The sequence below is a fragment of the Haloferax gibbonsii ATCC 33959 genome (assembly GCF_000336775.1).
Taxonomy (GTDB): Archaea; Halobacteriota; Halobacteria; order Halobacteriales; family Haloferacaceae; genus Haloferax; species Haloferax gibbonsii.
This window is the reverse complement of sequence record NZ_AOLJ01000028.1, coordinates 12,744-24,800: the sequence shown is the minus strand read 5'-3', so window position 1 is coordinate 24,800 and position 12,057 is coordinate 12,744. Positions and strand designations below refer to the sequence as shown.

The following is a 12,057-nucleotide window of genomic DNA, read 5'->3' as shown; positions in this document are numbered from 1 at the left end:
CGCGCCCGCCGCGACGCGGAGTCGACTCGGGACCGACCGTCGCGGCTCAGAACCAGTTTCCGTCGTACGCGACGTCGACGTCGCCGTACTCCCAGACGCCGTTGTGAATCACCGACTCGGCGACGTCGACGCCGGTCGAGCCGTCGATGACTTTCATTCCCTCGTAGTCGTCGTGCGATTCGGAGGTGATGCCGCGGAACGTCGTCCCGTCGGCGTCGTTGACCAGCGGAATGTGGCTCGTGTCGTAGTCACCCCAGACGAACGTGCTGCCGTCGCCGAGTACCTTGACCGCGCGCCGGTAGTCGCCGCCGGTCTGCTCGACGTCGAAGCGGTCGAGCGTGCAGTTCCCCCGTTCGAGTCGGACCGCGTGCCGACCGCTCGACCCGTCGCCGGAGCCGCCGACGCTCGACTTGAGAACGTAGACCGGGTCCGCGTCGGCGCTGCTCGGTCCGCCCACGACGAGCGCGTGACCGCTGGTGTTGAACTCGATATCGGTGTTGATGATATCGATTCTCCCGGCCCCCGGCGAGACGGTGACCGCTTTCGTCGGCACGTCTCCGTTGACGATGACGCTCGAGTTCTGAATCCGCGCCCACTCGACGTCGTTCTGGACGCTGATGGCGCGCCCGTTCGGCTCGTCGATTCGGACGACGGTGTCGTCTATCCAGTTGTACGCGCCGCCGTCGAGTCGGATGCCCCGCTGGTTCGTGTCGTCGGTGCGGCGGTCGTCCACGATGACGGTCGCGCCGTGAATCGAGCTGTAATCGCCCGAGAGCCGGATGTTGGAGATGTTGCTGTTCTTGAACACGCCCCCGTCGACGACGACGCGACCGCCCTCGGTCGAACAGTAGAGGCCGTTGTCGGGCCAGGCGCCGACCTCGCAGTCGCGCACCCAGAGCTTGCCGTCGTGGTACGGCGACACGATGATTCCCGTGGGCCCCACGTCGATGTCGCCCGGCGTGTTGTCCGAGAACTCGCCGCCGTCGGGAATCCTGATGTTCTGGACGGTGCCGATACCCGACGCGTCGGTGACGTCGAACGCGAACGGGCCGTACTTCCCGCTGTCGTGCTGGCCGACGACGGAGAGGTCCCTCGCGAGGAGGTCGTCTCTGACCTGCGCTTGGACGACGCGAAGCCCCGTGTCGTCGGCGGTAAAGTCGAACTCGAAGCCCTCGACGACCAGGTCTTCCCCCGGTTGCTCGAACGTTCCTAACTTGAACAACCACCTGCCGTCGTAGTCGGCGGCCGGGACGATAGTCGCGTTATCCCCCCGCAGTTCGAACCCCCGAAAATCGACGTGACGGAACGCGTCGTCCATGAGATACTCGCCTTCCGGGAAATACAGAACCGTGCCGTCGTCGCACTGAATGTCGTCTAAGACCGGGCTGATAGACTCCCCGCCGGTCGGGTCGGCCCCCTCGTCGACGACGTTGTACCAGTCGTCGTCGCCGTCGGCCGATGCCGTCCCGGCGAACGAAACGGCCGCGGCCGCCCCGCCGATGCCCTTCAGTAGCTGTCTCCGAGAGACTGTCCTCCTGCGCTCTTCTGCGCGCTGATTCCGCATCGAGAGAACGTCTCTGCCTCTGTGTAATGAGTATTTTTAGCGTTTATCGTATTATTCAAACAGAATGTCCCTTTACGGCGTTGATTAGGGATGCAACTGTTGCTCAGGGTCGCTTTTGTCAAATTATATTCTCGTCATCCGTTACAAGACGGACCGCGAATCAGCGGCGCAGGTCGGCGGCGCGGCGGGCCCACCGAAGCCCCGGCGTTCCGTCGAGCACCCACAGCAGGACGACCGCCCCGAAGACGGCCGCGTAACCGACGACGAGCCCCGTGTTCTCGGGGCTCAGCATCTGATAGAGGAACGTCTGGAAGTACTCTGCGAACCGCTGGACGAAGCCGAGGTCGTTCGAGTACGGCTCCCGCGGCGCGACCGGCCAGAGCACCCGCCCGACGTTGGGCCCGTTCGCCCGGAGCGCGAGCACGTCGCCGACGAGGTGCGACCCGTACCCGGCGACCGCGGCGACCGCGAGCTTCGCCCTGTTCCGCGTCCAGAGCGCCCCCGCGAGGAGTCCGACGAGCGGTGCGCCGACGAGGAGCGAGTGCGCCGGGCCGTACCCCGTCGCGACGACGCCGAGCGTCCACGACAGCGGCTTGTCCACGAGGTCGGGAACCTGCGTCATCAGCGCGAGGGTGACGCCGGCCGCGTCACCCATTGGCGGGCCCCACGCGGCGCGGTTCGCGAGGGAGTACAGCACGTAGCCGAAGACGAGATGCTCCCACGGCCACATCAGGCCGAGGCCCCCCCAATCGAATCCGGCCGACCGAGTTGCGCGGTGTTGTCACCGCCGCCACCGTCACTGACCGAAACGACCAGTTGGACGGTCCGATACGAGTTCTCGCGGTTCGCATCGTCCGGAGCGTCACCTTTGTAGACGTGATAGACGAGTCGGAGCGACTCGCCGGACATCGTCGGTCGAACGTCCTGTTGGACGTAGGCGGTCTCGTTGTCCCCGACCGACGCTCGCGTTCGGTCGAGTTCGCGTTCTTCGACCACTCGCGTCCCGTTCGGCGTCCTGTCGAGCCGCTGCAGCTCCGTGACGACCGTGTACGTCGTCGACTCGTGTTCGTGGTTCTCCAGCGCCAGCGTCACCGGGACCGACTCCCCCGGACTGAGCTGCTGGGGGTAGCCGCTGGCCTCGTAGTCCGACCCGTTTTGGGTCACGAGGTACGCTTCGGTGAAGTCCGACTCGGGTGCCTGCGTCTCGACCATCGCGAACCCGACGCTGCTGAGGAACGCGACGACGCTCACGACCACGAGGAGGTTGACGGCGAGCGAGACGGGCGAACTCCGCGACTCGGAGGAAAGCGGGGACGTGACCGCTCCGGCGGTCGACGCCACGCTCCCGAGGACGGTACTGAGCGGCGGGGCTCCGGCCCGCACGTCCGGGGGCAGCAGCATGCGCCGGGCGACGGCGACCGCGGTGAACAACATCGTCACGCCGAACACGCCGAGCGCGACGATGCTCGCGTCGAATCCCTGTCCGACGAGGTTGGTGACGAGCGCGACCGCGGCGACGAGCGCGAGGCTCAACGCCGCCGAGAGGACCAGTCGAACGGAGTAGAGCAGTCCGGCGGTGTGACGCGTCGGTCGCGTCAGCGCCGACTCGTCGCCCAAGGTGTCGGACTCGACGTCCGACCGCCGTTCCGGGAACACCGCGGCGAGGAGCGCGTATCCCGGGTAGAGGACGATGAGCGGCACGACGAACAGACTCCGGACGACGGACCCGGAGAGGTCGAGCATGACCACCGCGAGCGCGGCGATAGACCCCGCGACGACGAGGAGTACGTCGAGTGTCCAAAGACGGGTAGACGACTTCATCACTCGCGCCTTGACAGGCCGTGTTGAAAAATGGCCGCGACCGTTCACGCTCGAAATCGGGCGAAAGAGCGGCTTAGCGGTCTGATAAGGGCGGATGACTGACTGCGTCGACGGCGGCGCTCCGGGGGTGACGCTCCGAAAAATCGAGGAATTCCGACGCCGGTTGGTGAGCGTTCGCACGGCCGGAACGACTCGTTTCCCGCCGTCTCGGGGCGTCTGCGGGCTTATCGTCCCGATAATAATGGCCGCTTCGCGTGACCTCCGTTTCGAATCGCGGGCCACACGGTCCGCGGCGTGACCAACACATGCGCACCAAAACCAAACTCCTCGCGGCGCTCGTCGCACTGTTCGTGCTCGCAACCACCCTCCGGTCGGACGGCGACGGGTCGCCCTCCGGCGAGGACGAGACGACCGCCGATCCGGCTCAGACATGAACCTGTACGTCACGGGCTCAAACTGCGAGATAGACGACGACGTCACCCTCGGGTACCCGGCCGGCGACGACTCACAGCAGACGATCGTCGGCGACGACGCCCGAATCCGCTCGGGGACCATCGTCTACAGCGACGTGACCATCGGCGACGGCTTCGTCACCGGTCACGACGCGCTCGTCCGCGAAGACACCCGAATCGGCGACAACGTCGTCGTCGGCACCGACACCGTCATCGACGGCACCACGACCATCGGGTCGAACGTGAGTCTCCAGACCCGCGTTTACGTTCCGACTCACACGCACATCGGCGACGACGTGTTCGTCGGGCCGGGCGCGGTGCTCACGAACGACCCGTATCCGGTCCGGCAGGACGTCGAGATGACCGGGCCGACGCTCGAAGACGGCGTCTCGGTCGGCGGGAACGCGACCATCCTCCCCGGCGTGACCGTCGGCGAGAACGCGTTCGTCGCCGCCGGCGCGACCGTCACCGAGGACGTTCCGCCGGAGACGCTCGCGGTCGGAACGCCCGCCGAACACCGCCCACTCCCGGCGAAACTCCAGGGAGCGAACACCATATGAGCACGCAATCTTCAGTCACGACCATCTACGGCTCCGAACGCTCCGAAGACGAACAGATAGCCGCGCTCACGTCCGGCGACGTGCCGGTCGGCGTCTACGGCCTCGGCAAGATGGGGCTGCCGCTCGCCTCCGTCTACGCCGAGACCACCGGCAACGTCACCGGCGCGGACATCGACACCGACGTCGTCCGCGAGATAAACGCCGGACGGAACCACATCGTCGGCGAACCCGGGCTCGACGACCTCGTCGAGGAACTCGTCGAGGACGGCGCGCTCGTCGCCAACACGGAACCGCGCGAGGTCGCCGCCGAGGCGAGCATTCACGTGGTCATCGTCCCGACGCTCGTCGACGAGGCGGGCCGGCCGGACCTCTCGGTCATCGAGGCGGTCGCCAGAGACATCGGGAAGGGTCTCGACGAGGGCGACCTCGTCGTCTTCGAATCGACGCTCCCGCCGCGCTCCTGTCGCGACGCGCTCCTCCCGCTTCTCGAATCCGAGAGCGGCCTCTCGCTCGGCGAGTTCGGCCTCGCGTTCTGCCCCGAGCGGACCGCCTCCGGGCGCGCGCTGAAGGACATCCGCGGGGCGTACCCGAAGGTCGTCGGCGGCGCCGACGACGAGAGCGCCCGCGCCGCGTCGCTCGTCTACGACCAGATATCCTCGAACGAGGTCATCACCGTCTCGGACACGACGACCGCGGAGGCGGTCAAGGTGTTCGAGGGCGTCTACCGCGACGTGAACATCGCGCTCGCCAACGAACTCGCGACCCACGCGGGCGAGTTCGAAATCGACGTGACCGAGGCCATCGACGTGGCCAACACCCAACCGTTCTGCGAGATTCACACGCCCGGCGCGGGCGTCGGCGGCCACTGCATCCCGTACTACCCGCAGTTCCTCATCAACGAGTTCGAGACGGGGTCGCCGCTCATGGAGACGGCTCGCGCCGTCAACGACGAGATGCCGCACGTCACCGCGCAGGCGGCGCTCGACCGACTGGCGGCGCAGGGCGTCGCCCCCGAGGACGCGACCGTTCTCGTCCTCGGTCTCACGTACCGCGCCGGCGTCGAGGAGATTCGCAAGACGCCGGCGCTCCCCGTCGTCGAACACCTCGACGAAGCGGGCGCGGACGTGGTCGCCACCGACCCCATCCTCGACGACACCGCCGTCTTCGAGGAGGCCGGCGCGACGGTCATGCGCGGCGTGACGAGCGACGACCTGTCCGCGGACGCCATCGTCCTCGTGACGGCCCACGAGTCGTTCGACCACCTCGACGTTCCCGCCTTCGCCGACGACGACCGCCCGGTCGTCTTCGTCGACGGCCGGCAGGCCGCGACGGAGTACCGCGACCACGAACGAGTCGACTACGAGGGAATCGGTCTCCATGACTGACACCGTCTGCGTCGTCGGCCTCGGCTACGTCGGCCTGCCGCTGGCCATCGAGTTCGACCGCGCCGGGAAGTCGGTCATCGGCTACGACGTCGACCCCGACAAGGTCTCGACGCTCTCGGCGGGGACGGACCCCACCGGCGACGTGACCGACGAGGGCGTCGCGGCCTCCGACGTGCTGTTCACGACGGACGCGACGCACATCTCGGACGCGGACTTCGTCATCGTGACGGTCCCGACCCCGGTCGACAGCATGGAGAATCCCGACCTCAAGTTCGTCGAATCCGCGGCCGAGACTATCGGTCGGCACGTCTCTCCGGGGACGACCGTCGTCCTCGAATCCACCGTCTATCCGGGGGCGACCGAGTCCGTCGTCGTGCCCGCGCTCGAATCCGAGTCCGACCTCGCCGTCGGCGAGGACGTGTTCGTCGGCTACTCGCCGGAGCGCGCGTCGCCCGGCGACACCGGGCGGAGCGTCAAGGACGTGGTCAAGGTGGTCGGTGCCGACTCCGAGGCGGTCCGCGAGCGCCTCGCCGACCTCTACGGGAGCATCGTCGACGCCGGCATCCACCGCGCGCCCGACATCGAGACGGCGGAGGCGTCGAAGGTCATCGAGAACGTCCAGCGCGACATGAACATCGCGCTCGTCAACGAGCTGGCCGTCGCGTGCGACCACATGGGGCTCACGACCAAGGACGTACTGGAGGCCGCGGGGACGAAGTGGAACTTCCACGACGGCTACTCGCCGGGGTTCGTCGGCGGCCACTGCATCCCCGTCGACCCGTTCTACCTCACCTACCGCTCCAAGCGCGAGGGCTTCTCGCCGAAACTCGTGTTGCAGGCGCGCGAAATCAACGAGTACGTCCCGGTCCACGCCGCCCGCAAGGCGGTCAAGACCATCAACGAGTCGGGCCGCGTCCTCCAAGATACGCGACTGCTCGTCCTCGGACTCGCCTACAAGCCGGGGGTCGGCGACATCCGCAGCTCCGACGTGAGCACGATGATAGAGAAACTCGACGAGTTCCACGTCGATTGCGTCGGCTACGACCCCCACGCCGACCCCGACGAGTCGCGGGCGGTCTTCGACATCGACGTGGTCGAGTCGGTCGACTTCGACGCCTACGACGGCGTCGTCGTGGCGACCGGCCACGAGGAGTTCGCCGACTACGACCTCAACGAGATGGCCGCCGCGCTCGGGTCCGACCCGGTCATGATAGACGTGGCCGACGTGTTCGACGCCGACGAGGCCGACGAGCGCGGCTTCCACTACGCGCAGCTCTGAGACACCGCCGATGGACATCCTCATCACGATTCAGCACCCCGCGCACGTTCACTTCTTCAAGCACGCCATCGACGAGTTCGAGGCCCGCGGCCACGAGGTCCACGTTCGCGCCCTCGACAAGGACGTCGCCGTGGACCTCCTCGACGAGTACGGAATCGACTACGAGGTCGTCGGCTCCCGCGGCGATTCGCTGGCCGGCGTCGCGCTCTCGACGCTCGGTATCGAGTACCGACTCTTCCGCGCCGCGCGGGATATCGACCCGGACGTCGTCGCCTCCATCGGCGGGTTCGAGGCCGCCCACGTCGCGAAACTCGTTGGCGCCGAGTGCGTCGTCTTCACCGACACGGAGCACGCGACGCTCTCGAACGCGCTGACGTTCCCCTTCGCCGACGAGGTCGCCACCCCGAAGTGCTACCGCGACGACGCCGGTTCGAACCACCACCGGTACCCGAGTTACCACGAACTCGCGTACCTCCACCCCGACCGGTTCGACCCCGACCCGGCGGCGCTCGACGGCCTGCCGGTCGACGCCGACGACACGTACGCGGTCGTCAGGTTGGTCAGTTGGGGCGCGGCGCACGATATCGGCGACGAGGGCCTCGACGGCCTCACCGACCTCGTCGGTCGCCTCGAAGACGCGGGCGCGACGGTACTCATCTCCGCAGAGGACGACGCGCTCCCGCCCGAACTCGAAGGGTACGCCATCACCATCGACCCGCACCTCATCCACCACGTGCTCGCGTACGCCGACCTCTTCGTCGGCGAGAGCGGGACGATGGCCTCCGAGAGCGCCGTGCTCGGGACGCCGACCGTCTACGTCCACAGCGCGAACCCCGGGCTCATGCGCGACCTCGCCTCGTTCGACCTGCTGTTCGGCTACCACGGCGAGCACCGGAACGAACGCGCCGCGGACCGGGCGGTCGACATCCTGCGGTCGACCGACGCCGACTGGGAGTCCCGTCGGCAGCGGCTCCTCGAAGAGAACGTGGACGCGACGGACGTCATCGTCGAACGGGTTCTCGCGGCCGTCGAGTAGCGGCCGTCGAATCGCCTCTCGAACGCGCGTTTCTCGCTCGTTTACCGGCCGGGTCGTACCCGGACGAACACGTCGATTTTCGACGGTTCACGCCTTTTATCTGCTATATAATAAGGGGCCGTTGGTGTCTGTCTCGTCTCGATGACACTGCTGGATACAGTCCGACCGTCGAGCCGGGACGGCGATGTGACCGTGCTGGTGACCGGTGCCGGTACCTTCGGCGCTTCGGGTATCATCAAGGCGATTCGCCGGGCCGACGCGTTCGACGCCCACATCGTCGGCGTCGATACGGACCCGGACGCCTACGGCTTCAGCCTCGTCGACACGGCGGAGACGGTCCCCGCCGGCGACGCCGACGCGTTCGTCTCCGAGCTGCGTTCGGTCGCGCGCCGCGAGAACGCCGACGTGATTTTCCCCCTCAACGCGGCGGAAGTCGAGGCCCTCTCCGAGGCGAAGCCCGCCTTCGAGAGCGAGGGTATCGAAGTGATGGCCGTCTCGCCCCAGTCGCTCTCGATTACCAGAGACAAAGGGCGGCTGTACGACGAACTCGTCAAGCAGGCCCATCCGATGGCACCCGAGTTCTACCGCGTCTCCTCGTTCGACGAGTTTCTCGACGCGGTCCACGCGCTCGGCTACCCCGACCGCCGCGTCTGCTTCAAGCCCCCCGTCAGCAACGACAGGCGCTGCTTTCGCGTCCTCGACCCGGACATGGACCGGTTCAACGCGCTGTTGAACCAGAAACCGAACAGCACCGTGACGACGCTGGACGACGTGCTTCCCGTCCTCCAGGAGACAGTCCAGTTCCCCGAACTCATCGTGATGGAGCATCTCCCCGGCGAGGAGTACACCGTGGACGCCCTCGTCCGGGACGACGAGACGCCGGTTCTCGTCTCACGGTCGCACGCCGCGACCTGCGACGACACCTCGTTCGTCGGCACCGTCGAAAAGGACCCGGAGCTCCTCCGGGACACGCACGAGCTCTGTTCGCTCTTCGGGTTGGAGTACAACGCCACGTTCCGGTTCAAATACACCGCCGACGGGACGCCGAAACTCGTCGACGTCCACCCGCGAATCTCCCGGTCGGTCACCGCTTCGGTCGGTGCGGGAGCCAACATCCCCGCGCTCAGCGTGCAGTACGCGATGGACCGTGAGCTTCCCGAACTCGACATCGAGTGGGGAACCCACGTGACCCGCGACTGGCAGGACGTGTTTTACGGCCCCAATACGGACCCGACCACAATCTGACGGACTTCCTTCGACACAACTCTCAGCTCATACATGACGATGCTCTCATCGATATTCGACCGATTGCGACGAGTCGAGCTCGACGTGCTCGCGGCGGGCCTCGGGGTCGTGCTCGCGCTCGCGTTGTTCCCGCTGCGGTTCCTCTCGTCGCAGATTTTCATCGTGACGCTCCCGATACTCCTCGGCGTCGGCAGTCTCCTCTATCTCGCGGCCGCCCGCGGGAGGGGGACCACGGACGGCCTCCCGACGCTCGCGCCGTCGCTCGTGCGACTCATCTCGGCCGGCGTCTTCTTCGGCCTCGCCGTCATGGTCGTCCTCGCAGTCGTTCAGGGCGAACGAAGCGTCCTGTTCATGGACGTCGGCGGCGTCGTCGGCGCGCTCCTCCTCGGGCAGATACTGCTCGCCCCGGACGACGAACTGCGGCCGAGCGTCTTCCTCGCGGAGATTCTCGTGTACTCGTTCGTCGTCCGGTTCGCCGCGCTCTACACCGCGCCGGGTTACATCGGAATCGACATCTGGTCGCACACGACGTTCGTCCAGATGATTCTTCGGGCGGACTCGCTGTCTGCCATCAACGACATCAAGTACTACGCGTCGCCGCTGTTCCACCTTCTCACGGCGGCGTCGACGCACCTCCTCGACCTGTCGCTTCGGAACGCGCTGTACCTCTCGGTCGGCGTCGCGATGCCGCTCGTCCCGATTTTAGTCTACGGAACCGCGCGACTGCTCGTCCCGCTCCGGTGGGCGCTCGCCGCCGGCGCGCTGTACGCGATGGGCGACCAGGTCGTCCGCTGGGGCATCCACCTCATCCCGACGAGCCTCGGACTGCTGTTTTTCCTCGCGTGTCTGTACTGCCTCGTGCGGATAACCCACGCCAGCGAGCGGTGGCGCGACTTCGGCCTGCTCGTCCTGTTCAGCACCGCCGTCATCCTCACCCACCAGGTGTCGTCGTTCATCATGTTGGTGCTCCTCTTCGCGGGGTTCGTCGCGCAGGTGTTGCTCCGGTTCGACTTCTTCACCGAGGACCCCGACCCGCTTTCGTTCTCGGGCGGCGGCTCCAGCCCCGTGAACCTCGCGGGGCTCGTCGGGTTCAACCTCGGACTCATCGTCTTCACGTGGTCGCTGACGCCGTATCAGGGAGACACCTTCCTCGAAACGGTCATCAACTACCTCGTGTTGAACCTGTTCAACGCCGGGTTCCTCCAGGGCGTGGGCGGTAGCGGCGGGTCTGCCGGCGCGTCCGGTGCGGCCGGTTCGGCCGGTCAGACGTTCCTCTCGCAGCTCTCGACGTACGTCACCGAAGCCGGGTTCCTCATGCTCGTCTTCGCGGGTCTCATCGGGTGTCTCACGGTGCTCAACCGCTCGCGGGCGACGCAGACGACGTACACGTTCGTCGGCGCTATCGTGGCGATGCTGTTCGTCGTGCTCGGGCTGCCGCTCGTCGGTATCGAGAGCTTCGTCCCCGGTCGCTGGTTCGCGTACCTCTACGCCCTCCTCGCCATCATCGGCGTCCTCGGGTTCCGACACCTCGCGAACCGGACCTCGCTCAAGGTGGTCGGCGTCATCCTGCTCCTGTTCGTGCTCGTCTACCCGAACGTGATGCTCATGTCGAACGACGGCGCGATGGACAGCCCCGCGTTCCCGGACCAGCACGAACGGCTCTCGTACACCGAACAGGAACTCGCCGCCATCGACACGTACGAGTCGGCCCGCTCGTCGCAACGGGGCGGCGAACTCTACACCGACCTGCCGTACGGGACGGTCTGGGAGCGGACGAACGCGTATCCGGCCGAACCGTTACCGGCCGAAGAGGGCAGGCCGGTCCCGCAGGGGATAACGGCCTATCGGGAGTACCAATCGCAGAGCGCCTCGTACTTCCCGAACGAACAGGACGTGGCTACGAACCTCGACCCGTCGAAGACCGAGGTCTGTCCGCCGACGACGAACTACGTCTACGCGAACGGCGAGGTAACCATCTGTTCGCTCCCCGGCGCTAACTGACCGTCCAGCTCGCCGTCGTTCTTTTTTGTCGCGGTGTTCGCGTCGGGTGTTCTCGTTGTGACGCGGGCGGTGAAGCGGTACGTCTCGGGATTTCGTGAAGAGCTGTTTTAGCGGCCTTGAAAAGGCTACACAGGTCGGTTGAACTCCTTCAGTGGATGTTCTTGTCCTCTGTGCCGTCACGCGATTCGAGAGCACACAAAGCATACGGCGGAACGAGTAACATATCTATCAGAATGCGACGATTGTCCCTCCAGACGCTCGTGGTCGTGTGCCTCGTCGTCTTTGCCGGGTGTGCAACGACTGGGCAGACAACGACTACTGCATCGCCAACAGCTACGACACAGGCAGCGACAGCGACAACCACGGCAACCACGACAGCCCCGGCCACCACACAACCGACAACTGTCCCGCGAGCCGAACGCGTGCCGTTCGTCCTTGAGAACGAAGCTCACTCCAGCAAGAGCGTCTACCTCGTAATCAGCAACGAGTCGACCGTAGTCTACAACGACACGGTCGACCTCGATGCGGGGGCAAAGCGCCACGTGGCTACGCTGACCGGTCAGGAGAACACCTACGACGTCACGGCCACGATGAACGGGAGTTCCTTCGAGAGACCCGTTACTCTCAACGCCGGACTCCTCCAGAGCGGAATCACAATCAACGAATCCGAGGAGTTCGAATACAGCTACGTAATCAACTGATTCTCGCGGAAAT

General features: G+C 66.3%; 11 protein-coding genes. 8 read left to right on the top strand and 3 right to left on the bottom strand.

The window, feature by feature from the left end; genetic code table 11:
• Positions 1-46: 46 nt before the first annotated feature.
• The 3 genes from C454_RS18255 to C454_RS18245 all read right to left on the bottom strand — a co-directional run bounded on the left by C454_RS18255 (position 47) and on the right by C454_RS18245 (position 3,385).
• Positions 47-1,564: a hypothetical protein gene (locus C454_RS18255; RefSeq protein ID WP_004977890.1), complete on the bottom strand. Its 1,518-nt coding sequence runs from the start codon at positions 1,562-1,564 to the stop codon at positions 47-49.
• A gap of 160 nt (positions 1,565-1,724) precedes the next feature.
• Positions 1,725-2,294, bottom strand: a complete 570-nt coding sequence (locus C454_RS18250) for a metal-dependent hydrolase (protein WP_004977888.1) — start codon at positions 2,292-2,294, stop codon at positions 1,725-1,727.
• Positions 2,294-3,385 (bottom strand): DUF1616 domain-containing protein, encoded by a 1,092-nt coding sequence (locus tag C454_RS18245; RefSeq protein WP_004977885.1) that lies wholly within the window; start codon positions 3,383-3,385, stop codon positions 2,294-2,296. Before C454_RS18245 ends, C454_RS18250 begins: the two co-directional genes overlap by 1 nt.
• 305 nt (positions 3,386-3,690) lie before the next feature.
• Here C454_RS18245 and C454_RS21155 point away from each other — a divergent pair, with 305 nt between their 5' ends.
• From C454_RS21155 to C454_RS18210, 8 genes are all read left to right on the top strand, one after another.
• Complete coding sequence (locus C454_RS21155) at positions 3,691-3,819, top strand: hypothetical protein (RefSeq protein ID WP_275039254.1); 129 nt, start codon at positions 3,691-3,693, stop codon at positions 3,817-3,819.
• Positions 3,816-4,397, top strand: a complete 582-nt coding sequence (locus C454_RS18240; RefSeq protein WP_004977883.1) for an acyltransferase — start codon at positions 3,816-3,818, stop codon at positions 4,395-4,397. The genes C454_RS21155 and C454_RS18240 overlap by 4 nt, the downstream gene beginning before the upstream one ends.
• Positions 4,394-5,782 (top strand): nucleotide sugar dehydrogenase, encoded by a 1,389-nt coding sequence (locus C454_RS18235; protein ID WP_004977881.1) that lies wholly within the window; start codon positions 4,394-4,396, stop codon positions 5,780-5,782. Before C454_RS18240 ends, C454_RS18235 begins: the two co-directional genes overlap by 4 nt.
• Positions 5,775-7,061, top strand: coding sequence for a nucleotide sugar dehydrogenase (locus C454_RS18230; protein ID WP_004977880.1), 1,287 nt, complete (start codon positions 5,775-5,777; stop codon positions 7,059-7,061). Before C454_RS18235 ends, C454_RS18230 begins: the two co-directional genes overlap by 8 nt.
• Positions 7,062-7,071: 10 nt before the next feature.
• Positions 7,072-8,097, top strand: a complete 1,026-nt coding sequence (locus tag C454_RS18225) for a DUF354 domain-containing protein (RefSeq protein ID WP_004977878.1) — start codon at positions 7,072-7,074, stop codon at positions 8,095-8,097.
• A 186-nt stretch (positions 8,098-8,283) separates the two neighbouring features.
• Positions 8,284-9,342, top strand: a complete 1,059-nt coding sequence (locus C454_RS18220; protein ID WP_004977876.1) for an ATP-grasp domain-containing protein — start codon at positions 8,284-8,286, stop codon at positions 9,340-9,342.
• Between the two features lie 33 nt (positions 9,343-9,375).
• Complete coding sequence (locus C454_RS18215; protein WP_004977874.1) at positions 9,376-11,343, top strand: ArnT family glycosyltransferase; 1,968 nt, start codon at positions 9,376-9,378, stop codon at positions 11,341-11,343.
• Positions 11,344-11,765: 422 nt separating this feature from the next.
• On the top strand, positions 11,766-12,044 hold the full coding sequence (locus C454_RS18210; protein ID WP_004977873.1) for a hypothetical protein: 279 nt from the start codon (positions 11,766-11,768) through the stop codon (positions 12,042-12,044).
• The last annotated feature ends 13 nt before the right edge of the window (positions 12,045-12,057 follow it).